The following is a 20,596-nucleotide window of genomic DNA, read 5'->3' as shown; positions in this document are numbered from 1 at the left end:
TTAATGATACTGCGCCGATCCGCGCGGGAATTGCGCGTCGATGATCACGCCGTTGGGAAGCTGGCACTGACCAAGGCCGCCGCCCGCCATGCCCGAATAGGGCCTCTGGAGCGTGAAGTGGCAGCGCATGTGGCCGCTCGGTCCCTGCAGGTTAGCGAGGACCTGACCGCTGTAATAGGTGATGGTCTGGTCGTACGGACCCCAGGGGCCCCATCCGCCCCATCCCCAACCCCAGCGGGAGCCCCAGCCGCCCCAGCCGCCCCAGCCACCCCAGCCGCCGCCCCATCCAGCCCAGAGAGGACCGAAGCTGTCGACGCTGCTTTCCGAGGTGACCTGGAAGAATTGTCCCTGATAGGTCGTTCCATCGCTAAGATGGGCGATCATGACGCCTTCGGTGCCACCCTGCTCGGTCCAGGTGAAGTTGGCGTTGAGCTTGCCGTTGAGCGCTTGGCCGGTACCGATGCCAGTCGTCGTGCAGCCCGCAATGGCGGTCGCCGCGAGTGCTAAAGCACCAATTCGAATGGAAGATTTTGACATTGCGAGCTCCTTTTTCGCTCGCGACCCCTGACGCGAGTGACGCTAGATAACTCCCGCAAAATTAACGGAAGCAATCCAACGATTACGTGCGTGAAATTACCACGCGGGTTCAACCTGCGGAAGCAGGCCGGAAACCAATTTAATGATAGTGCCCGCGAAGGCCGAACGCCTGGATGCAGTCGTTCCTGCTGACGAACATCATCTCGAAGATGAAGGGATCGTTTTCTTCGAGAAAATCGCACTGATGTGCGACCTCGCCCCGGGACTGATTGTTCGCGGTGTTGATGTAGGAGACGCACTCGCCCTGATTGGAATTCGGTCGCGACGGCAGCAGCTCGCGGCACTGGTCGATCGCTGGATTGGGGTCAGCGAACGCAGGTGCAGTGGGCAAAATCGGCGTGAGCTGAGCGGCGAGGATAACAGCCGCGTACAATGCGACGCTGGTACGAGACATATGGATCTCCCCCTTGAAACCCAAGTGCTTGGGCTAAAGGGGAGATTATGCGTTAAGCGGAACGCCGTAAAGGTCGTGTTCGTCGCTGTCCTCGACGAGGACAGTGGCCAGATCGCCCGGTTTGAGCCCGCCGGCGTCGCGCAAATGAACCTCGCCATCGATCTCTGGCGCGTCCGCCTTCGAGCGCCCCGTAGCGCCGCCTGTCTCCCCATCGACCGCATCGATGAGCACGTCGATCGTCGAGCCGACTTTCCGCTCGAGCTTTTCCGCGGAGATGCGCGCCGACAGCGCCATCACCCGTTCGAAGCGCTCCTGCTTGATGTCTTCGGGGACCTGATCGGCCATGTTGGTTGCGGGTGCACCTTCGACCGGTTCGAACTTGAACGCGCCGACCCGATCGAGCTGAGCTTCCTCGAGCCAAGCGAGAAGATAGGCAACGTCCTCATCCGTCTCGCCGGGGAAGCCGAGCACGAAGGATGACCGGATGGCGAGATCCGGCACCTGCTCGCGCCACGAGCGGATGCGCTGGAGTACCTTCGCGTCGTTCGCCGGGCGCCGCATTGCGCGCAGCACGTTCGGGCTCGCATGCTGGAACGGAATATCGAGGTAGGGGAGAACCAAGCCTTCCGCCATCAGCGGAATGACATTGTCGACGTGCGGATACGGATAGACGTAGTGCAGGCGCACCCAGGCGCCGAGCTTGCCGAGCTCGCGCGCCAGATCCGTCATGTGGGCGCGGACGTCCTCGCCCTTCCACGGCCAGGCCTTGTGACGGACGTCGACGCCGTAGGCCGACGTGTCCTGGCTGATGACCAGCAGTTCCTTCGTCCCGGCCGCGATGAGCTTCTCGGCTTCACGCAGCACCGCATCGGGGCGGCGGCTCATCAAATCGCCGCGCAGGTGCGGTATGATGCAGAAGGCGCAGCGGTGATTGCAGCCCTCCGAGATCTTCAGATAGCTGTAATGCCGCGGGGTCAGCTTGAGGCCGGCCTCGGGCACCAGATCGACAAATGGTGAGGGGACTGCCGGAGCCGCTTCGTGGACGGCCGCGATGACTTCCTCATATTGATGCGCGCCCGTGATTGCGAGCACATCGGGAAAGCGTTCGCGGATTGCTTCCGCTTCCTTGCCCATGCAGCCTGTAACGACTACGCGGCCGTTTTCCGCGATGGCTTCGCCGATCGCCTCAAGGCTTTCTTCCTTGGCGGAATCCAAGAAACCGCAGGTGTTGACGAGCACCACGTCAGCCCCGGAATAGTCGGGCGACATGTCGTATCCGTCGGCGCGCAGCTTGGTCATGATGCGCTCGCTGTCGACCAGATTCTTGGGACAGCCGAGCGAGACCAGGCCCACCCGCGGGGGCTTAGGGAGAGTTGTGACGTTCATCGGAAGGGCTGGCCCAATATAGGAAGACTTGGGCGAAAACTAGGCGTCGTCGCGCTTGTTCATTGCGCACTGCGGCGGCTAAGAGCCGGGCCGCCTAGCAATGGGGGATTAGTGAATGCGCATCGCGATGATCGGCACCGGCTATGTCGGACTCGTCTCCGGCGCCTGTTTCGCCGACTTCGGCCACCAGGTCTGCTGCATCGACAAGGATGAAGCCAAGATCGACGGCCTCAACAACGGCAAGATGCCGATCTGGGAGCCGGGTCTCGAAGCGCTGGTGAAGGCCAATGTCGATCGTGGGCGCCTGACCTTCACGAAAGACCTGACCGCCGGCGTGGCCGAAGCGGAAGCCGTGTTTATCGCCGTCGGAACGCCCGCTCGCCGCGGTGATGGACACGCGGATCTCACCTTCGTCTTCCAGGCGGTTCGCGAGCTGGCGAAGGTGATTGCGCCGGGTACGGTTGTCGTCACCAAGTCGACGGTCCCCGTCGGTACGGGCGACAAGATCGAAGAAATTCTGCGCGAAGAGGGCGTCACGGACGTGTCCGTTGCTTCCAACCCCGAGTTCCTGCGTGAAGGCGCCGCGATTGCCGACTTCAAACACCCGGACCGCATTGTCGTCGGCGCCGAGGACGACAGGGCACAGGACGTGCTGCGGGAGATCTATCGGCCGCTGTTCCTCAACCGTGCACCGATCCTGATCACCGGCCGCCGCACGGCGGAGCTGACCAAATATGCCGCCAATGCATTCCTTGCAGTGAAGATTAGCTTCATCAATGAAATCGCGGACTTGTGCGAAGCTGTTGATGCCGACGTGCAGGACGTCGCGCGCGGCATCGGCCTCGACAACCGCATCGGTCCGAAGTTCCTGCACGCCGGCCCTGGATATGGCGGAAGCTGTTTCCCCAAGGATACGCTGGCGCTTCTGCAGACCGCGGATGAAGCGGGGATCGATCAGCGGATCGTCCGCACCACCGTGGCGGTGAATGACGAGCGTAAAGCCGCCATGGCCGATCGTGTGATCCGCGCTGTCGGTGGCGATATTTCCGGCAAGCGCGTCGGCGTGCTGGGCTTGGCGTTCAAGCCGAACACCGACGATATGCGCGACGCGCCCTCGATTCCGCTGGTCAATAATTTGCTCGAGCGTGGTGCCGAGATTCGTGCTTTCGATCCGGTCGCCCAGGAGCAGGCCGAGAAGATCTTCAAGGACATCACCTTCTCGTCCGACGCCTATGCAGCAGCTGATGAAGCGGACGCGCTGGTGATCGTGACGGAGTGGGACGAGTTTCGCGCGCTCGACCTCGACAAGCTCGCTGCGAAGATGCGGGGCAAGGTCCTCGTCGACCTTCGCAACGTCTATAGCCGCGATGAAGCGGAAGAGGCGGGCCTCTGCTACTTCGGCGTCGGGCGCGGCTCCCTTTAGGGGCGGTCCCAGCACAGTTTCCAACCGGTTGAATCTCTCTATGGTTCGGACCGGATGAGTGTATCGCCGAGAATTGCCGTAGTCGGACTTGGCTATGTCGGCCTGCCCCTGGCAGTCGCACTTGCACGGCGGTTCGATACGGTCGGCTTCGACATCGACGCGAAGAGGATCTCGGAGCTTTGCGCCGGAAGCGACCGCACGCACGAAGTAAGTTCCGATGAGTTGGCGGCGTCGAAACTCCGCCCCACTGACAGCGTCGAGGACCTCGCAGGCGCCGACGTTTTCATCATTACCGTTCCAACGCCCGTCGATCAGGCGAACCGGCCCGATCTCGGCGCCGTCATGAGCGCGACGAGAACGGTGGCTGGCCTGATCGATCCGAGCCGGCGCCCAACGATCGTCTACGAAAGTACGGTCTATCCCGGCGTCACGGAGGACATGTGCGGCCCCGAAATCGAACGCGTTTCCGGACTGAAGCGCGGGCAGGATTTCCGGCTTGGTTATAGCCCCGAACGGATCAATCCTGGCGACAGGGAGCACACGATCGACCGCATCACGAAAGTGATCGCAGGTGAGGATGCGGAAGTGCTCGACCAGCTCGAGGGCATCTACGGCTCAATCACGGAAGGCGGTGTCTTCCGCGCGGCCTCGATCAAGGCAGCCGAGGGAGCGAAGGCGATCGAAAATGCCCAGCGCGACATCAACATCGCCTTCATGAACGAGGTCGCGCAGATCTTCTCGAAGATCGACGTGTCGGTCTGGGATGTTCTTGCAGCGGCGAAGACGAAATGGAACTTCCTCGGATTCGAGCCGGGACTAGTCGGCGGTCACTGCATCGGCGTAGATCCTTATTACCTCAGCCATCTCTCGCAGCAGCTGGGTCACAATCCTCAAGTCATCCTCGCGGGTCGAGGCACGAACGACGGCATGGGCGCCTGGATTGCCGAGACGCTGCACGAACGCCGCGGCAAAAGCGGATCCGCTCTCGTGCTGGGGCTCACGTTCAAGGAGAATGTGCCCGACCTTCGCAACAGCCGCAGCTTCGACCTGATCCGGCGGCTGGAAGAGCTGGGACATTCCGTCGACGTAGCCGACCCTTATGCGTCGGCCGATCAGGTGCAGCGCGAGCATGGCCTGAGTGTCACAGAGCTGGACGGGAGACGCTACGACCTCGTCGTCGGTGCGGTCTCCCATGGTGAGTATCGTGAACTTGGACCGGACCGCCTGGCTTCATTGCTCGCCTCGCAAGGCACACTCGCCGATCTCAAGGGCATGTGGCGCGATATTGAGCTTGGTCCTCATATCGACCGCTGGACGCTTTAAAGGCGCACCCCATCCAAAACGGAGCTATTTTCCTTAGGAATGGAGGAACTTCGGCGATAAAGCCGACGGGCCGTATAGGCGGGTTTGAACAGGGGATGCATGGACGCGGCCACTCGAAGGCGAGCTCTCGAAGCCCCCGCTGACAAGAAGGCGAGCGCTGCGGCCCGCGCCTCGTTACTCAATCGGCGCCGCTTCCAGTTCGCCTGCGCCATCGTCTTGGGCGCGATTGCCCCATGGTTGCTGCGCGGCCCGGTTCTTCCGGGTACGCTGACCGAGGCAGCCAGCCTGAACACGCTGATCGGCAACACGATCGCGATCGTCATCGCATTCTGGATGCGGCTGTCGATCGAGACCTATCCAGGCATCCGCCGCAGCTACGTGATCTTTCCGGCCGCGCTGACGGGACACGGGATCATGCTCACGTGGTTCGTCGCCACGCGTTTTCCTTATGATCGTGTCGGCCTGGCGTTGGGCTTCGGCCTACATGTCGCCTGGCTCTACCTGCTTTATTTCGCTTCGAACCGGGTGCGCCGCCGCTTCGCGGTCGTGCCGTATGGAGCGATCGAGCGGCTTATCCAGATCGAAAGCATCGATTGGCTGGTCCTTCGCCGGCCGCGGCTTCAAGACGCGCGTGGATGCGAGGCCATTGTCGCCGACTTTTCCGCGAAGCTCCCCGATGAATGGGAGTCGTTCCTCGCTGACGCCGCGGTAGGGGGGCGGGTCGTCTATCAGGTCAAGCAGCTCTGGGAATCTCTCTCCGGTCTTGTTGAGATCAAACAGCTGTCAGAGAATAGCTTCGGCTCACTCGTTCCCATGCGTGGCTACTTTCACCTGAAGGGTCTGATCGATTTTGTTTTCGCCATTCTCGTCTTGCCAATTGTGCTGCCCTTCATGGCCATCATCGGTCTGGCGATCCGCCTCGACAGCGCAGGCCCAGTCTTTTTCCGTCAGAAGCGGATCGGCCACGGCGGCAAGCAGATCACGGTCTACAAGTTCCGAACGATGCGTCCGGTCGTGGTCGAGGACGAACGACGCGCCCTCATGACCAGCGACGACGATGATCGTGTCACGAGGGTGGGTAGGGTGCTCCGTGATCTTCGCATCGATGAGCTTCCCCAGATCTTCAACATCTTGATGTGGCAGATGAGCTGGATCGGTCCTCGACCGGAGGCGAAGCTCCTCTCAGGCTGGTACACCGAGGAAGTCCCATTCTACCGCTACCGCCACGTTGTGAAGCCAGGCATCACCGGCTGGGCGCAGGTGAACCAGGGCCATGTGGCGGAGGTCGCGGACATCCACCGGAAGCTCCAGTACGACTTCTACTACATCAAATATTTTTCGCCGTGGCTCGACATCCTGATCGTGTTCCGGACGATCAAGACGATGGTGACGGGCTGGGGCGCTCGCTGATTCGCCGGAGTGCCAGCGGAGCGGTTTCCTTCATCAGAAAGAAGATCGGCAGCACCGCAACCGCGACAAGCGCGATCATGGCTCCAGGCGCCATGGTCCACCCGGTGCGCTCGACCAGCAGCTGAGCGACATAAGGGGTCAGGCCGCCGAACACCGCCGTCGCCATCGTTGCTCCGAGCGCAAGGCCGGTGACGCGGCCTTCGCCCGGGAATTGCTCCGCGGTGGCCACGGCACCGACTGCACTGACGGCGCCCGCAAGTGCGGCAAGGGCAGTCGCTCCGAGTAAGGCCTGCAAGTGCGATCCGCTCGCCATGAGGGAGAACATGGAAATCGGGAGCAATGCGCTGCCGATACACAAAGCGATTAGCATGGGACGTCGTCCGACATGATCGGACCAAAGTCCGACAAATGGCGTGACCAGGATCACGACGACCGCCGCAATGGTGGAAAGCCAGAGTGCCACGGATTCGCTCAGCGATCCCGCTGACGTGAGGAACGCAGGCACATAGGTGATTCCGACATAGTAAGTGATCGATCCAAGTGCGGAGATGGAGAAAGCGCGTGCAATGCCTCCGCGATGGTGCCGCAAAGCATAGCCGAGGGGCTCTGCGGGAACGGTTCCATGCGCTTGCTGCCTGCGGAACTCCGGTGACTCGTGCATCGTCGAACGCGCGATCCAGACCGATCCAGCGAGCAATGCTCCGAACAGGAAGGGAATGCGCCAGCCCCAGCTCTCGAGCGCTGCATCGCTCATCAGGCTTACCGTCAATGCGGATATCCCAACGGCGAGCAGTCCGCCGACCTCGCTCGCTGCCGATGCCGACGAGGCAAGAAGACCGCGCCGTTCGGGCCTCGAACCTTCAAGGAGATAGGCGACCACCCCCGTATATTCGCCGCCTACGGAAAACCCCATCACGCAACGGAGCAGGAGGAGCAGCCAACCTGCCGCGGGGCCGATGTCGGCTCGTGTCGGAAGAAGTGCCGTGGCCAGCATGGCAGCGGTCATGAGTGCGACGGAAATGAGCAGCATGTGCCGGCGCCCGAGCCGATCGCCGATGTGACCGAAGAAGATCGCGCCCAACGGTCGCATCAGATAGGCGATCGCAAACCCGCCCAGCGTGATCAGAAGTGACTGAGCGCCACCGCCATAGAAGACGCGAGACAGTACCGTGGCGAAGTAAAGGTAGAGCGTGAAATCGTACCACTCTACGACCGTCGAGAAGGCGGCGACTGCTAGCGACGCGCGCGAAACAGGATGCCCGGCGGGCGGCTCAGTCTCGGGTTCGCGGGGCGATCTCATCCAGATGGATTAGCATGTCCGCTGGATCGTCATAGACGCGCAGCGCACCAGCTCGCTCAAGTTCCTCGCGCCCATAGCCGCCGGAGAGCAGGCCGATGCCAAGCGCGCCGCAGCGCGCGGCGGCGATCATGTCCCAGATGCTGTCGCCGATGACGTAGGAGCCTACGGTGCTCGTCCCGAGACGTCGCGCCGCTTCGACGAACAAGTCCGGATCCGGCTTTGCGTACTGAACCATGTCGCGCGTGATCACCGTTTGCTTCTCCGGGTCCACGCCAAGGCTCCGCAGGTTCGTCTCTGCAGTTCGCATGCGTCCGCTCGTTGCGATCGCCCAAGGCAGTCCCTGGCGGCTAAGCTCCTGAAGGAGATCGACGGCGCCCGGCAGCGGGGGCACGTCCTTCGAAATCTGACGGAAGAAATCCGCGTGGAGGTCTCGCAGCCGCTGCGTCGTTTCTTCGTCGATCGGCCTACCGATCTCGCGTTGAAGCTGTGCGGTGAACAGTCCCCCGCTCATCCCGATCTTGCGATGGATCCGCCAGACACTGAGCTCGATCCCTTCCTCGCGCAGCGCGAGATGCCAAGCTCGGACGTGGTTGTAGACGCTATCGACGAGGGTGCCGTCCAGATCGAACAGGAAGGCCACGGGTCCGGCCACTCAAGCACTCCTTTCGAGCATCCACTTGGCCGCCGCGTCCAAAGCGTCGGCCTCGGCCTCGGCTGCCGTGCGCCCACTCTTCGCCGCGACCTTGAATGAATGGTCCGCGTGGGCGACGAGGTGAAGCGTGGCGCGGTCGCCGAGGTCCGCGATGACGCCTCGAAGCAGCGGAAGTTCCGCGAGAGCGTCGCGATCGCCCGAAACAAACAGCATCGGAATGTCGATGTCGGCCAGATGCGCGGCCCGCTCGACGCCCGGCTTTCCCGCGGGATGTAGAGGGAAGCCGAGGAAAACCAGGCCCTTCACCCGCGGCAGCGGCTCGATCGACTGGGCTTGCGAAGTCATTCGGCCCCCGAACGATCGGCCGCCAGCGAAGAGCGGCAGATCTGGCGCCAACCTAAGGGCTCCCGCAGCGGCTCCGCGAACTGCCGCGTGAGCGATCTTGGGGGAGTCTGGCCGCCGCGAGCCCTTCTCCATGTAGGGGAACTGATAGCGCAGCGTCGCGATCCGACGCTTTGCGAGGCCTTGAGCGTTGGACTCCATCGCGCTGTGGGTCATTCCAGCGCCCGCGCCATGAGCGAAAAGATAAAGAGCCTGCGCATTGTCGGGGTGCAGGAAAAGGCCAGTGATCTCATCTTCGCCGACGGCGATCTTGATCGTCTCCGCTTCCATCCGAGGGACCTCGCGCTGGTATGTTGCCGTAGGGGAAATGCTCCCCTAATCCGAGCCCCTCGCAGCAGGGGTTTTCATGTTCAACTGGTTCCAGCGCCTTCTTCCGAGGACGGGCGACTTCTTCGGCATGTTCGAGGCGCATGCGGCGACCATCGTGGGCGCCGCGCAGGCGATGACGAAGCTTGTCGATGGCGGTGTTCCGGCGAAGCAGTACATTGTGGAGATCGACCGGCAAGAGCATGCCGCCGACGATATCATCCGCCAGGTGCTACGGACTGTCCGCCGGACTTTCCTGACGCCGTTCGACCGCGGAGCCATCACCTCACTGATCGGAGCTATGGACGACGCGGTCGATGAGATGCAGGCCACGGCGCGCGCCATCGACCTCTACGAACTCGACGTGTTCGAACCGCAGATGAAGAACATGGTCGGAATGATCGCCGAATCGGCGAACCTGATCGCGGAGGCAATGCCGCTGTTACGGGATATCAGTCGCAATGGCCCCCGCATCCACACGATTACCGAACGTGTGGTTCGCCTCGAAGGTGATGCCGACGACTCCCATGCCAAAGGCCTGAAGTTGGCGTTTACGGCGCATTCCAAAGATCCCATGCAATTCATTGTCGCGAGGGAGATCTACAAGCATCTCGAGCGGATCACCGACGCGATGGAAGATGTCGCCAACGAGATCGACGGCATCGTGATCGATCACGCCTGATCGCCCATGCACGAACTCGCACTTCCGTACCTCGTCGGGCTGATCGTCGTTGCACTTGCATTCGACTTTCTGAATGGGCTCCACGACGCGGCGAACTCGATTGCGACCGTCGTTGGAACCCGCTTGATCAGTCCTGTGGCGGCGGTCGGGTTCGCAGCCTTCTTCAATTTCGCGGCTTATTTCCTGGCGCTTCATTGGCCGGCATTGCACAAAGTCGCAGATACAATCGGCAAAGGGCTGATCGACAAGGATGTCGTGACCCCTGCCGTGATCTTCGGCGCGCTTGTCGGCGCGATGTTCTGGAACGTGGTGACGTGGATTAAAGGCATCCCATCCTCATCGAGCCACGCTCTGGTTGGCGGCCTCGTAGGCGCCGGCGTGGCACATGCGGGTTTTCCAAGCATCCAGTGGGTCGGCCTCAACAAGACGCTGATCGCGATCGTGCTTTCCCCAGTGCTGGGCCTGGTAGTCACGATGATGATCATGTTGGCGACAAGCTGGTTGGCCGTCAGAGCGAGCGCGCGCGGCTCGGAGCGCACCTTTCGCGGACTTCATTTGCTTTCCGCAGGGTCCTATTCGCTCGGTCATGGGCTGAACGACGCTCAGAAGACCATGGGCATCATCACGGTGCTGCTCTTCTCTACAGGGCATCTGCAGGGCGAGTTCGAAGTGCCTGGCTGGGTCGCGCTCTCTTGCTATATCGCCATGGGCCTGGGCACCTTGAGCGGTGGCTGGCGCATCATTGAAACCATGGGAACGCGGATCACCAAGCTCAATCAGCAACAGGGCTTCTCGGCATCGGCTGGAGGCTCGATCATGCTTTTCGCCGCATCTTACTTGGGCATCCCCGTGTCGACGACGCATACGATCACAGGCTGCGTCATTGGCGCGGGCGCCGCGCGGCGGGCTTCCGCGGTGCGTTGGGGCATCGCTGGGAACGTCGCCATCGCGTGGGTGATCACGATACCCGCTTCAGCCTTCGTCGCAGCCTTATTCTACTGGCTCATCAGCGGTTATTTCGTCCGCGTAGGTGTGATCCTCGGTCTTCTCACCTTCGTGATCTATTCTGCGCGCGCATGGCGCATTCAGACCTGATCGTCCCAGCCTGACACGACCTAAACTGCGTCATTCCCCAGGCGGAGCGCTCATGCGAAACTGCGGGCAGGGATCGGACATCAGGAGGTTGGTGCCGTGCCTTTCGGCAAAAAAAAGATCGTCAACGTTTGTCGTCGCCGCTCGGCGAGGGAGCAAGTCATGCTAGCGGCATCGGCCATGTCGATCACGCGGTCCCGGGCAGTCGTGATTTCCGATCTCTCTTTGCAAGGTGCCCAGCTTGACGGCCGGGACTTGCCCGCGCCCGGAGACGATGTGCTTCTCGTGGTGAGCAAGATCGATGGAATGGCAAAGGTCGTGTGGCGAGGTGCCGACAAGTGCGGCATCAAGTTTGATCAAGCGCTACGCGAAGAGGCCGTCGCATACATGAAGCAGGAAGCCACCTGGGCTGCGGTGACGGGGTGGGAGCGCTAGGCTAAGCGAGCCGCCGTTCTTGCAGGCTGCGCAGGGCGCCCGGCATCGGAGGCCGGCAGCGCTTATCGCACCCATGCCTAACCGAATTTAAACCACATAGGCTGCATCTGCGTGCGACGAGGAGCCTCGCGTGGGAAGTTTCAGACGAATTCTAAGGACCGGCGCGCAGCCCGAAGCGGAGGAAGTGCGCCCGCAAACCGGGCGGGCCGAAGCGCTGCTCGAAGAGTTCGAAGCAAGCGAGAAGGGCTGGTTCTGGGAGACCACCCGGGACGGCAACCTTTCCTACATCAGCGATTGCGTGGCGCGTGCGCTCGGGCGCGAGCCGGCCGATCTCGTCGACCGTCCGTTCACCGATCTCATTTCCACCGAGAGCGCGGACGGCAGTGCCACGTCCGAGCGAACCCTCGGCTTCTATCTCTCGTCGCACGTGGCCTTCCAGGACCTGATCGTCCGCGCGAAGACGAAGAACGAAATCTGGTGGTCGATCTCAGGCCGCCCGGTCCATGACGAGATCGGGCGCTTCTTCGGCTATCGTGGGTTCGCCTCAGACTTGACCAAGATGCGCCAGTCGGAGGTCGAACTCGATCGCTTGGCGCGGCAGGATTCGCTCACCGGACTTGCCAACCGTGAGGCACTTCGCCGCGCTCTCGACGACGCTCTGGTCAGCGCCGTGCGCCGGAAGCACCGCTGCTCGGTCTTCCTGCTAGACCTCGACCGCTTCAAGGCGGTCAACGACACCCTTGGCCACCCTGCGGGCGACACGCTGCTCCGTCTCGTCGCGCTGCGACTGACTGACGAAGTCGGCAGTAATGGGCAGGTTGGGCGTCTCGGTGGCGACGAGTTCGAGGTTGTCCTTCCCACCATGTCGTCGCAGCCGGAGCTGTCGAAGCTCGCCCAGGGCATTATCGACAGTCTGTCGCGGCCTTATACGATTAACGGCACGGCCGTTTCGATCGGCGCCTCGGTGGGCATCGTGACGTCCGACTATGACGACCGCACGTCGGACGACCTGATGCGGGACGCGGACCTTGCGCTCTATGCCGCAAAGGCCGCGGGGAAGGGGTGCTTCCGCTTCTTCGCGTCCGAAATGCATGAGGCAGCACGCGAGCGTCAGCTCATGGAATCCGACCTTCGGGTGGCGCTGGAGAAGCAGCAGCTGCGGGTTGTCTTCCAGCCCTGTGTCGACGCATCGAGCGAAGCGGTCACCGGTTTCGAAGCCTTGCTGCGCTGGGACCATCCGGAGCATGGGCCGATCAGCCCGGCAATGTTCATCCCGCTCGCGGAAGAAATCGGCCTGATCAACGAGATCGGCGAGTGGGTACTCCGCACCGCCTGCGCCGAGGCCGCGAAATGGCCGACGAATATTTCCGTCGCGGTCAACCTCTCGCCCATCCAGTTCAAGAGCCACTCGCTACCTGCGACAGTGAGATCGGTCCTCAGCGACACCGACTTCCCGGCGAAGCGGCTGGAGCTGGAGATCACCGAAGGCGTGTTCCTCAGCAATGACGAGCACGTCCACGAGATGATCGGCAATCTGAAGGACATTGGCGTAAAGCTCGCGCTGGACGACTTCGGAACGGGCTACTCAAGCTTGAGCTATTTGCAGCGCGTACCGTTCGACAAGATCAAGATTGACCAGAGCTTCGTCCGCGGCGCCTGCGATCCGACGAGCCGTAACTCCTCGCTTATCCGCGCCATGGTTGGTCTTGCGTCTGACCTGCAGATGCAGACCACTGCCGAAGGCGTGGAGACGCAGGACGAGCTTCAGTTGGTGAGGGATCTAGGCTGCTCGCTGGTGCAGGGCTACATTTTCGGTAAGCCAATGCCCGCCGAAGAGGCGGCCGAGCTAGCGCAGAAGGGGGCGGCAACGCGCCCTGACGCGCACCTCACCCCGCGCGAGCCGCGCATCAGGATCATTCGGGCGGCCCTCATCCACTTCAACGGGCAGGTGAAGGGTGCTCGCCTGCGCAACATCTCGAGCGGCGGAGCCTTGGTGGAAGCGCGCGAGGAAATCCCGGTCGGGTCGGAGATCAAGCTCGATTTTGGTGCTGGCGGCCTGATCAATGCAGAGATACGCTGGGCGAAGGGTACCCAGTTCGGCGTTCAGTTCAAAGAGAAGTTCAACCTCAAGCTGCTGCAACCTGCAAAGGTCGAAGCCAAGCCATCTGCCGTCATGACGCCAAACTATCTATCAGCCGCCGGAGACGGTTCGCACGGGAAGTGAACCTCGGTTCCCGACGTGAACACGAATTAAGCAGACAGTCTGATAGATTGGAGCGACTCTTATGGTCGCTGTGCGTTGGAGCCGCCGGGCCGAACCTCCCCAGTATCGGAGCATCTGTATCTACATCTTCTGTCTGATCTTCGGTCATCGCCGATCCCGAAGCCGCGCCTATTTCGTGCCGCGGCTCGATCGGTGGCGGAGTTTCTGCAGGCGCTGTGGGACACCGATGCTGCGCGATGAGCACGGAAAATGGCATCTCGAGGACTAGAGGCCGATCATTCAGCTCCCAGCACCCAGCCCAACGCGGCCAGGATGAGCATGCAGATGACGTATCCCGCGATCGTGAAGGCGAGCGAGAGCAACCAGCCTTGGCGGGTGGACCGGTGAAGCCAGGCAGCCTCCGTGCAGAGATAAGAGACGGTCGCTGCTGTCGCCAGGACAAAGGCCGACAGTTCGATCACCGGATGTCGGAACCTGATCGCGGTAGAGGCCAGGCTTAAGGCCAAGGCGAACGGGCCCGCCAGGAAGCACTGGGCGTAGAAGGGTTCCTGAAGCGTATTCCGGTCGACGCGGTCCCCGGTGAGGAGGGTCTCGATGGTCGCCATTGCAACCGGGAAGATCGCGAAGGCCACGATCCGGAAGATGATCAGGCTGGTGTCGTCGTCGATCAGGTCGGCTAATCCGACGGTGTTACTGACGACGTTGCTATCGCCGACGAACGCTAACTCAACCAGGTGAGCAATGATCACCGTCACCAGCAGGAAGATCGGAGGGCGGAGCGTTTCACGGAATTGCTCGCGGTCGTCTTTCCGCAGCTCGCGGCGAGCATATTCCATCGTTCGAAGAGGGTGGCGGACGGAACGCCAGAGCGTCACCGGATAGAAGAACAGCCACGTCATGAGCTCGTAGAGCAGTTCGTCGAGCGATTTCATGATGTGGAAGAAAAGCATCGCAGCCCCCGCTGAGCAGATCTGCATTAGCAGAGCTTCGTCGCCTCGTCGCGGCTCCACGCGTTTCCATTTCGTCAACAAATGTCGGGTAGCTGACGTAATTGGCGTGGCGGTGGATTGGACAACGGGGGACACCGCCCATGAAGTTTTTGAAGGCTAATCGACGTCCTTTGACACCCGAGGACGAAGCCGTGATCGCACGGCTGAACGCGCTCGCCGATCGTACGCGATTGGGCCTGTCGGATAATCCGCGGCCCGAGCAGCCGTATGAACTTGAGCAGCTTGCGCCGACGGAGGCTCCCACGGATTCTGCTGAAGGCTCCGACGCGCTAGAAACCCGGGACGCGCTGCAATGAAGAAACCTGCATCGCTCAATCGGCTGCGTGATATCTCCAAGCAGCGCTCCATTCGTCGGCCGCTGGCTGACGCAGATTCCCCCGATGATCCGCAGGATCCGAAAGTGTCAGCTCCCAACGTGATCGAGTGGCCGATCGGCCGCTGACCTCGCAGAGAGGTAGGAGGCTGATCTGGGTTAGTGGTTTTTCCAGACTTTTAACCCTGAACGAACACTCGCTGCTAACCTCAAGATACTTAACTCGAAAGTGGCGTGGGGCCGCATTTATTGCGAGGCCGAGTATGAGTAGTTTTGGGAAGTCGCAGGGTGGCGGCAGGCGCAAAGCCGCGCGCGATACAGTGCCGCAACTGGCAGTTCTGTCGACAATCGCTAGCGACCGTCGGGTAGGTTTGATCAATGTCTCGAATGAGGGCGTCCGCCTGACGGCTCCCGATCTGCCCGCTGAGGGCGAAGACGTAGTCTTTCAGGCGGAGAGTATCCAATCTTTCGGCCGTGTCGTCTGGTCGCGAGGTGGCCAGTGCGGTGTCCAGCTGGACCCGCCTCTGGCCGTGGACCAAATCGAGCGGCTGCGGAGAGAAGCGAACATCGGATGAGTTCGTTCTAGCGGACACTGGCGGGGGCCTGCGTTGCGGATTGCCGAAGGAACGTTCGGCAAGCGCCTTCGTTGGCGTGCAGGATTGCACGAAAAGGGAGAGGGCCATGAAACGGCTTGCGCTTATCCTCGCAGGAACGGTTGTGCTCGCGGCTTGCGCGACGACCCCACCACCACCGCCGATGCAGACTTGCGCTGACGGCTCGCAGATTCCGGCCGATCAGCCGTGTCCGCCCCCTCCGCCACCGCCGCCACCCCCGCCGCCGCCTCCGGTCGTGTGTCCGGATGGAACGACGGTTTCGGCAGGCCAGACCTGTCCGACCCCGCCGCCTCCGCCGCCCTCACCACGGCGCTCGGGCGAACGGGGCTAAGTGCCAAGATGCACAGAGCTCCGGCTCGAACCGGGGCCCTGCAATTGCCGGTCTGAAGGAAGCTTAGGTGTCGCGGCCTAGCCGCTGCACCTAAGCCAAATGGCCTTCGCTCAGGTAACGCGGCGCGTCTTCACCAGCCTGTAGATGGCCAACAGGACGATTGCGCCTACGGTCGCGATGATGATGTTGACGATATTACCACCGCCAATTCCGAGGCGGCTGGCGATGAATCCGCCGAGCAGGCCGCCGGCAATGCCGATCAGGATCGTCACGATGATGCCGCCGGGATCGTCGCCCGGCATGATCCATTTCGCCAGGATTCCGGCGATCAGTCCAACGATGATCCAGCCTAAGATGCCATATTCCATAGATCGCTCCCTGGAAGTTGAGCAGGTCAACGCAGCTACTGCTGTTCTCTGACTTCTACAGCTCTGCGTTTCTAACCTTTGTTGGCTATTCGGACAAATCCCCTGGAGGGCGCGCCTCCTTCGAGTTCCAACAACGTGTCACTGCTGATAGGCTCCGGAGCATCGCTGGGGGCCGGTTCTATGCACGTCCATGTTCCAAAGCCGCTGCACGGCTGGCGCGAGTTCGCTGGTGAGATCGGCGTCATCGTCCTCGGCATTCTGATCGCACTGGCGACGGACCAGCTCGTCGAGCGCTTGAGCTGGAAGCGTGAAGTTCGCGAGGCGAGGGAGGATCTCCACAGCGAACTCGAGACCAACCTGTTCAATGCCGAAGAGCGAGTGAAGCTGGCCCCCTGCATCGACCGCCGGCTCGATCAGCTGGAGGCAATCATCGATCATCCACCGGCCACGCCCTGGAAGTTACTTCACAATCACGGGGTGACGCCGCTGCGCGTGTGGTCGGCATCCGGCTGGGACAGTGCTGTCGCTGCCGGCACCGTTCCGCACATGGGCAACAAGGAGCGGGCTCAATATGCTGGCGTCTACGCATTCGTCAGGGGGCTGCAGAACCTCGCTAGAGAAGAATTTGCAGTCACCACTGAATTCCAGATGCTCGAACGTGGCGGAAAACTAGGAGAGGCATCCCAGGACAGGCTTCGCGCGAACGTCGCTCGAGTTAGAGGATACAACCGCGTGATGGCACTCGGCGGAACCCAGATCGCGGAGCAAATCCGAGCGCTCGGCGTGGAGCTTTCACCTCAATCTCGCAAGGAGCTGGATGCTCTCACCTGTCCGATGCCTTCGGACACGGTCCCGAGCGCCTGATGCGTCTCCGTCGCGTCGCCTTGTTGGTCGCGATCGGAATCGCAATTGGACCCGTGATCTTCGCCCGGCATTGAGCCGACGCCGAATGGGCTTGTTAAGTTATCATTTAGCGCGCTAATTTTGCACCACGCATCGGGAGTATCGAGCGTGAGTGACGAGTATGTTTGGAAATTTCGTGAGATCATCGACAATTGTCGGCTGCTTGCGGACAGGATCGATCCTCACCCTTCAGCAAGAGCACTTCGCGACGTTGCCGACAGGCTCGAGCTCAACTTTGTAGTGCTTGACGAGGATCGGCGTGCTGCGGCCAATTACGGCGCCGCGAGCCAGATAGGCCCACCCGCCAATAGTTAAAGCGGCTCGACGGCGGGAGCGACCTCGCCGCCGAGCCCGGGACCCGCTCCACCTCCCTTTCAGCTAAAGCAAGCCCCGGCCCGCCATTCGCTTTCGATCTGGGAAGCGTCAGGCAAGCCCACTCAGCTAACCGGACGCGATGAGTGGCATTTAGCACTCGGCGCCATCGATTTTGGATTTCGCGTCATCTGCACAGCACCGGGATTCCTTGGCCGGACATCAAGTTTTCCACTGATAGCAGCGCAATTTTCGCCACCTTACTCCCGCCTCGTTCGATTCAAGAAAGGACATGGCGATGCGTAGATGTGGGCTGATGTCCGCCGCTGTTGCGCTAGCGCTCATAACAAGTCCGGCTCAGGCGCAGCTGCCGACAACCTGGGATGGGCTCGTTCTGGTCCCGTCGAAGAATGTGAAGGCTCTTTACTTGCGTCCGGGCGCAGACTTTCGCGCATACAACCAGGTCATGTTCGACCCGCCTCAGGTGGCTTTCAAGAAAAACTGGGTACGCAATTACAACTTCCAGCAAGACGATCTCGAGAATGACGTAAGCAATCAATATGTCATTCGGGCCGTCGCCTGGGCGCAGAAGAACCTAGCGCAGATATTTCCGGCGAGCTTCACTCGCGACGGGTTCCAAGTCGCGACAGCGCCGGGGACGCACGTGCTCCGGTTAGGCGTTTCCATTCTCGACGTGAACGTCGCGGCCCCGGACGTGTCGGTCGGCATCGAGAGCACTTACACAATCGATTCTGGCTCAGCGACCTATGTCATCGAAGCGCGGGATTCCGTGACGGGTCAGCTTCTAGGCCGCGCGATCGATGCTCAAATAGCGGGCGAGAATACGCCCACTCAACGGAACCGAGCCACGAATGAGGACGACTTTCACGACTTATTCCAGAATTGGGCCAAGATCAGCGCAAAAGGATTGAACACGCTGCGCAGCATGTCGCCAATCAACGCCAGCGGTGTCGTGGAGACGAAGTAGCGGCGTCCCTCTTACGCACTCCGTCAGGCGTCGATTTCGTCGTCTTCCAACGCTGAAGCACGCGATTGGATGAATTCGAAGCGATGCTCGGGATTGCGGCCCATGAGGCGCTCGACGAGATCCTTCACCGGCTGCCGGTCTTCGTAGGCGGCAGGCAGTGTCACGCGAAGCATGGACCGCGTAGCGGGGTCCATGGTCGTTTCCTTGAGCTGGTTCGGGTTCATCTCGCCCAGACCCTTGAAGCGGCTGACCTCGACCTTCTTGCCTTTGAACTCGGTTGCTTCGAGCTCGGCGCGGTGGGCATCGTCGCGAGCGTAAAGCGTCTTCGCCCCGGCGGTGAGGCGGTAGAGGGGCGGCTGGGCGAGGAAGAGGTGGCCGCGCCGCACCAGCTCCGGCATTTCCTGGAAGAAGAATGTCATCAACAGCGTCGCGATGTGCGCACCGTCGACGTCCGCGTCGGTCATGATGATCACGCGCTCGTAGCGCAGCGCTTCCTCGTTGAACTTGTCGCGCACACCGCAGCCGAGCGCGAGATTGAGGTCCGCGATTTCGCTGTTGGCGCGGATCTTGTCGGCTGAAGCTGAGGCCACATTCAGGATCTTGCCTCGGATCGGGAGGATCGCCTGCGTCTTGCGGTCGCGTGCCTGCTTGGCGGACCCACCGGCGCTGTCGCCTTCGACGATAAACAGCTCGGTGCCCTCAGGGTCGTCGTTGGCGCAGTCGGTGAGCTTGCCGGGAAGGCGAAGCTTACGAGCCGAAGTCGCCGTCTTGCGCTGCACCTCGCGTTCGGCGCGCCGCTTGAGCCGCTCTTCCATGCGCTCGACGATCGAGCCCAGCAGCGCGCGACCGCGGTCCATATTGTCGGCGAGGAAGTGATCGAAATGGTCGCGTACTGCGGCCTCGACGAAGCGCGCAGCCTCCAGGCTGGTGAGGCGGTCCTTCGTCTGGCTCTGGAAATGCGGGTTGCGGATGAACACGCTGAGCATCAGCTCGACACCGTTGAAAACGTCGTCAGCGGTGATGTCCTTGGCGCGCTTATTCCCGACCAGCTCGCCAAATGCGCGGATTCCCTTGGTCAGCGCGGCGCGCAGGCCTGCTTCATGTGTGCCGCCGTCCGGCGTGGGGATGGTGTTGCAGTAATAGCTTTCACTTCCATCCGAATAGAGCGGCCAAGCGACCGCCCATTCGGCAGAGCCTTGCGGTGTGCCCGAGGCATCGGCCGGGAAATCCTGGCGTCCGGTGAAGGGCTGGTTGGTGACCGTCGGACGATCCCCAATTTGCTCGGCAAGATTGTCGGCGAGGCCGCCGGGGAAGTGGAAGACCGCCTGTTCCGGGACCTTATCGGACGCAAGGCTTGGGTCGCAGCGCCAGCGTATCTCGACGCCAGCGAACAGATACGCCTTCGATCGAGCCAGCTTGTAGAGGCGCTCAGGATTGAACTTGGCGTCCGCCCCGAAGATCTCGGGGTCGGGTGTGAAAATGACGGTCGTGCCGCGGCGGTTGGGCGCAGCGCCCACTTCCTCGAGCTTCGACGTTGCAAGGCCGCGCGCGAAGGTTTGGCGATACAGTTTTTTCTCGCGCGCAACCTCGATGATCGTCTCGGTGGAAAGCGCGTTCACCACGCTAACGCCGACGCCATGGAGACCGCCGGAGGTCGAGTAAGCCTTGCCCTCGAACTTACCGCCCGAGTGAAGGGTGGTCATGATGACCTCGAGCGCCGACTTGCCCGGGTATTTCGGGTGCGGATCAACCGGGATGCCGCGGCCATTGTCGGTGACCGTCAGCCGGTTGCCCCTGTCGAGCGTGACCTCGATGCGGTTCGCATGACCGGCGACCGCTTCGTCCATCGAGTTGTCGATGACCTCGGCAGCCAGGTGATGAAGCGCGCGATCGTCGGTGCCGCCGATGTACATGCCGGGACGGCGGCGGACAGGCTCGAGCCCTTCGAGGACCTCGATCGCGGATGCGTCGTAGCTGTCGGGTGACGACGAAGAGCCGGAAGACGAAAACAGATCGGACATTTGCTTGGGGTATAGGACCGGGATTTCAGCCGTGCCAAGCTTGCGGCCAGTTGTTTTCCACAGGTCTTGAAAGCGCGAACGGCCGTTCCAAATCAGCGCATGCCGGATGC

The 20,596-nt window shown here is 61.7% G+C and carries 23 protein-coding genes; 14 read left to right on the top strand and 9 right to left on the bottom strand.

Annotation, left to right across the window (positions count from 1 at the left end; all coding sequences use genetic code 11):
• The 3 genes from AC4GYV_RS07820 to rimO form a co-directional block, all read right to left on the bottom strand.
• A complete protein-coding gene (locus tag AC4GYV_RS07820) occupies nucleotides 1-537 on the bottom strand; it encodes a hypothetical protein (RefSeq protein WP_491100088.1) in 537 nt (178 codons plus the stop codon).
• A 139-nt stretch (nucleotides 538-676) separates the two neighbouring features.
• Entirely contained in the window at nucleotides 677-991 is a 315-nt protein-coding gene (locus AC4GYV_RS07815; protein WP_491100087.1) for a hypothetical protein, read from the bottom strand.
• Between the two features lie 45 nt (nucleotides 992-1,036).
• Nucleotides 1,037-2,377: a 30S ribosomal protein S12 methylthiotransferase RimO gene (rimO, locus tag AC4GYV_RS07810; RefSeq protein WP_491100086.1), complete on the bottom strand. Its 1,341-nt coding sequence runs from the start codon at nucleotides 2,375-2,377 to the stop codon at nucleotides 1,037-1,039.
• A gap of 115 nt (nucleotides 2,378-2,492) precedes the next feature.
• Between rimO and AC4GYV_RS07805 the strand changes: the two genes are divergently transcribed.
• The 3 genes from AC4GYV_RS07805 to AC4GYV_RS07795 all read left to right on the top strand — a co-directional run bounded on the left by AC4GYV_RS07805 (nucleotide 2,493) and on the right by AC4GYV_RS07795 (nucleotide 6,533).
• Nucleotides 2,493-3,800 (top strand): UDP-glucose dehydrogenase family protein, encoded by a 1,308-nt coding sequence (locus tag AC4GYV_RS07805; protein WP_491100085.1) that lies wholly within the window; start codon nucleotides 2,493-2,495, stop codon nucleotides 3,798-3,800.
• A gap of 54 nt (nucleotides 3,801-3,854) precedes the next feature.
• Nucleotides 3,855-5,123 carry a nucleotide sugar dehydrogenase gene (locus AC4GYV_RS07800; protein WP_491100084.1) on the top strand — a complete coding sequence of 423 codons (1,269 nt, stop codon included), beginning with the start codon at nucleotides 3,855-3,857 and terminating at the stop codon, nucleotides 5,121-5,123.
• Between the two features lie 99 nt (nucleotides 5,124-5,222).
• The gene (locus tag AC4GYV_RS07795; protein ID WP_491100083.1) at nucleotides 5,223-6,533 is read left to right on the top strand and encodes a sugar transferase; all 1,311 of its coding nucleotides are present in this window, start codon (nucleotides 5,223-5,225) and stop codon (nucleotides 6,531-6,533) included.
• Here AC4GYV_RS07795 and AC4GYV_RS07790 read toward each other — a convergent pair.
• From AC4GYV_RS07790 to AC4GYV_RS07780, 3 genes are read right to left on the bottom strand one after another with little or no spacing between them, the layout of a single operon-like run.
• Entirely contained in the window at nucleotides 6,499-7,833 is a 1,335-nt protein-coding gene (locus tag AC4GYV_RS07790; RefSeq protein WP_491100082.1) for an MFS transporter, read from the bottom strand. The genes AC4GYV_RS07795 and AC4GYV_RS07790 overlap by 35 nt on opposite strands.
• On the bottom strand, nucleotides 7,805-8,485 hold the full coding sequence (locus AC4GYV_RS07785; protein WP_491100081.1) for an HAD family hydrolase: 681 nt from the start codon (nucleotides 8,483-8,485) through the stop codon (nucleotides 7,805-7,807). Before AC4GYV_RS07785 ends, AC4GYV_RS07790 begins: the two co-directional genes overlap by 29 nt.
• Nucleotides 8,486-9,157 (bottom strand): alpha/beta hydrolase family protein, encoded by a 672-nt coding sequence (locus AC4GYV_RS07780; protein WP_491100080.1) that lies wholly within the window; start codon nucleotides 9,155-9,157, stop codon nucleotides 8,486-8,488.
• Between the two features lie 76 nt (nucleotides 9,158-9,233).
• On the opposite strand from AC4GYV_RS07780, the gene AC4GYV_RS07775 reads away from it, so the two are divergent.
• The 4 genes from AC4GYV_RS07775 to AC4GYV_RS07760 all read left to right on the top strand — a co-directional run bounded on the left by AC4GYV_RS07775 (nucleotide 9,234) and on the right by AC4GYV_RS07760 (nucleotide 13,626).
• Complete coding sequence (locus tag AC4GYV_RS07775) at nucleotides 9,234-9,875, top strand: DUF47 domain-containing protein (protein WP_491100079.1); 642 nt, start codon at nucleotides 9,234-9,236, stop codon at nucleotides 9,873-9,875.
• Nucleotides 9,876-9,881: 6 nt separating this feature from the next.
• Nucleotides 9,882-10,970, top strand: coding sequence for an inorganic phosphate transporter (locus tag AC4GYV_RS07770; RefSeq protein ID WP_491100078.1), 1,089 nt, complete (start codon nucleotides 9,882-9,884; stop codon nucleotides 10,968-10,970).
• A gap of 96 nt (nucleotides 10,971-11,066) precedes the next feature.
• A complete protein-coding gene (locus AC4GYV_RS07765) occupies nucleotides 11,067-11,402 on the top strand; it encodes a PilZ domain-containing protein (protein ID WP_491100077.1) in 336 nt (111 codons plus the stop codon).
• Nucleotides 11,403-11,532: 130 nt separating this feature from the next.
• Complete coding sequence (locus tag AC4GYV_RS07760; protein ID WP_491100076.1) at nucleotides 11,533-13,626, top strand: EAL domain-containing protein; 2,094 nt, start codon at nucleotides 11,533-11,535, stop codon at nucleotides 13,624-13,626.
• 275 nt (nucleotides 13,627-13,901) lie between these two features.
• Here AC4GYV_RS07760 and AC4GYV_RS07755 read toward each other — a convergent pair whose 3' ends face one another.
• Nucleotides 13,902-14,636, bottom strand: a complete 735-nt coding sequence (locus AC4GYV_RS07755; RefSeq protein ID WP_491100075.1) for a hypothetical protein — start codon at nucleotides 14,634-14,636, stop codon at nucleotides 13,902-13,904.
• Nucleotides 14,637-14,716: 80 nt separating this feature from the next.
• Here AC4GYV_RS07755 and AC4GYV_RS07750 point away from each other — a divergent pair, with 80 nt between their 5' ends.
• The 4 genes from AC4GYV_RS07750 to AC4GYV_RS07735 all read left to right on the top strand — a co-directional run bounded on the left by AC4GYV_RS07750 (nucleotide 14,717) and on the right by AC4GYV_RS07735 (nucleotide 15,894).
• The gene (locus AC4GYV_RS07750) at nucleotides 14,717-14,932 is read left to right on the top strand and encodes a hypothetical protein (protein ID WP_491100074.1); all 216 of its coding nucleotides are present in this window, start codon (nucleotides 14,717-14,719) and stop codon (nucleotides 14,930-14,932) included.
• Nucleotides 14,929-15,078 (top strand): hypothetical protein, encoded by a 150-nt coding sequence (locus AC4GYV_RS07745; RefSeq protein ID WP_491100073.1) that lies wholly within the window; start codon nucleotides 14,929-14,931, stop codon nucleotides 15,076-15,078. Before AC4GYV_RS07750 ends, AC4GYV_RS07745 begins: the two co-directional genes overlap by 4 nt.
• A gap of 134 nt (nucleotides 15,079-15,212) precedes the next feature.
• The gene (locus AC4GYV_RS07740; protein ID WP_491100072.1) at nucleotides 15,213-15,524 is read left to right on the top strand and encodes a PilZ domain-containing protein; all 312 of its coding nucleotides are present in this window, start codon (nucleotides 15,213-15,215) and stop codon (nucleotides 15,522-15,524) included.
• Nucleotides 15,525-15,630: 106 nt separating this feature from the next.
• Nucleotides 15,631-15,894 (top strand): hypothetical protein, encoded by a 264-nt coding sequence (locus AC4GYV_RS07735; protein WP_491100071.1) that lies wholly within the window; start codon nucleotides 15,631-15,633, stop codon nucleotides 15,892-15,894.
• Nucleotides 15,895-16,004: 110 nt separating this feature from the next.
• Here the strand turns inward: AC4GYV_RS07735 and AC4GYV_RS07730 are convergent, their stop codons facing one another.
• The gene (locus tag AC4GYV_RS07730; RefSeq protein WP_491100070.1) at nucleotides 16,005-16,262 is read right to left on the bottom strand and encodes a GlsB/YeaQ/YmgE family stress response membrane protein; all 258 of its coding nucleotides are present in this window, start codon (nucleotides 16,260-16,262) and stop codon (nucleotides 16,005-16,007) included.
• A gap of 180 nt (nucleotides 16,263-16,442) precedes the next feature.
• On the opposite strand from AC4GYV_RS07730, the gene AC4GYV_RS07725 reads away from it, so the two are divergent.
• The 3 genes from AC4GYV_RS07725 (at nucleotide 16,443) to AC4GYV_RS07715 (ending at nucleotide 18,465) form a co-directional block, all read left to right on the top strand.
• Entirely contained in the window at nucleotides 16,443-17,126 is a 684-nt protein-coding gene (locus AC4GYV_RS07725) for a hypothetical protein (RefSeq protein ID WP_491100069.1), read from the top strand.
• Nucleotides 17,127-17,273: 147 nt separating this feature from the next.
• A complete protein-coding gene (locus AC4GYV_RS07720; protein WP_491100068.1) occupies nucleotides 17,274-17,480 on the top strand; it encodes a hypothetical protein in 207 nt (68 codons plus the stop codon).
• Between the two features lie 295 nt (nucleotides 17,481-17,775).
• On the top strand, nucleotides 17,776-18,465 hold the full coding sequence (locus AC4GYV_RS07715; RefSeq protein WP_491100067.1) for a DUF3313 family protein: 690 nt from the start codon (nucleotides 17,776-17,778) through the stop codon (nucleotides 18,463-18,465).
• A gap of 23 nt (nucleotides 18,466-18,488) precedes the next feature.
• On the opposite strand, the gene parE is transcribed toward AC4GYV_RS07715, so the two are convergent.
• Nucleotides 18,489-20,486, bottom strand: a complete 1,998-nt coding sequence (gene parE / locus AC4GYV_RS07710) for a DNA topoisomerase IV subunit B (RefSeq protein ID WP_491100066.1) — start codon at nucleotides 20,484-20,486, stop codon at nucleotides 18,489-18,491.
• Nucleotides 20,487-20,596 lie beyond the last annotated feature (110 nt).

The organism is Sphingomonas sp. SP4, from assembly GCF_058313375.1.
Note: the sequence above shows the minus strand (reverse complement) of the source record. Positions and strands in the feature narration are given on the sequence as shown.

What these genes read in the sequence shown, in the direction of transcription:
- AC4GYV_RS07815 (WP_491100087.1), bottom strand. Translation starts at nt 991, where the DNA reads ATGTCTCGTACCAGCGTCGCATTGTACGCGGCTGTTATCCTCGCCGCT.
- AC4GYV_RS07770 (WP_491100078.1), top strand. Translation starts at nt 9,882, where the DNA reads ATGCACGAACTCGCACTTCCGTACCTCGTCGGGCTGATCGTCGTTGCA.
- AC4GYV_RS07805 (WP_491100085.1), top strand. Translation starts at nt 2,493, where the DNA reads ATGCGCATCGCGATGATCGGCACCGGCTATGTCGGACTCGTCTCCGGC.
- AC4GYV_RS07730 (WP_491100070.1), bottom strand. Translation starts at nt 16,262, where the DNA reads ATGGAATATGGCATCTTAGGCTGGATCATCGTTGGACTGATCGCCGGA.
- AC4GYV_RS07715 (WP_491100067.1), top strand. Translation starts at nt 17,776, where the DNA reads ATGCGTAGATGTGGGCTGATGTCCGCCGCTGTTGCGCTAGCGCTCATA.
- AC4GYV_RS07820 (WP_491100088.1), bottom strand. Translation starts at nt 537, where the DNA reads ATGTCAAAATCTTCCATTCGAATTGGTGCTTTAGCACTCGCGGCGACC.
- AC4GYV_RS07750 (WP_491100074.1), top strand. Translation starts at nt 14,717, where the DNA reads ATGAAGTTTTTGAAGGCTAATCGACGTCCTTTGACACCCGAGGACGAA.
- AC4GYV_RS07735 (WP_491100071.1), top strand. Translation starts at nt 15,631, where the DNA reads ATGAAACGGCTTGCGCTTATCCTCGCAGGAACGGTTGTGCTCGCGGCT.
- AC4GYV_RS07795 (WP_491100083.1), top strand. Translation starts at nt 5,223, where the DNA reads ATGGACGCGGCCACTCGAAGGCGAGCTCTCGAAGCCCCCGCTGACAAG.
- parE (WP_491100066.1), bottom strand. Translation starts at nt 20,486, where the DNA reads ATGTCCGATCTGTTTTCGTCTTCCGGCTCTTCGTCGTCACCCGACAGC.
- AC4GYV_RS07780 (WP_491100080.1), bottom strand. Translation starts at nt 9,157, where the DNA reads ATGGAAGCGGAGACGATCAAGATCGCCGTCGGCGAAGATGAGATCACT.
- AC4GYV_RS07725 (WP_491100069.1), top strand. Translation starts at nt 16,443, where the DNA reads ATGCACGTCCATGTTCCAAAGCCGCTGCACGGCTGGCGCGAGTTCGCT.
- AC4GYV_RS07800 (WP_491100084.1), top strand. Translation starts at nt 3,855, where the DNA reads ATGAGTGTATCGCCGAGAATTGCCGTAGTCGGACTTGGCTATGTCGGC.
- AC4GYV_RS07740 (WP_491100072.1), top strand. Translation starts at nt 15,213, where the DNA reads ATGAGTAGTTTTGGGAAGTCGCAGGGTGGCGGCAGGCGCAAAGCCGCG.
- AC4GYV_RS07775 (WP_491100079.1), top strand. Translation starts at nt 9,234, where the DNA reads ATGTTCAACTGGTTCCAGCGCCTTCTTCCGAGGACGGGCGACTTCTTC.
- rimO (WP_491100086.1), bottom strand. Translation starts at nt 2,377, where the DNA reads ATGAACGTCACAACTCTCCCTAAGCCCCCGCGGGTGGGCCTGGTCTCG.
- AC4GYV_RS07745 (WP_491100073.1), top strand. Translation starts at nt 14,929, where the DNA reads ATGAAGAAACCTGCATCGCTCAATCGGCTGCGTGATATCTCCAAGCAG.
- AC4GYV_RS07790 (WP_491100082.1), bottom strand. Translation starts at nt 7,833, where the DNA reads ATGAGATCGCCCCGCGAACCCGAGACTGAGCCGCCCGCCGGGCATCCT.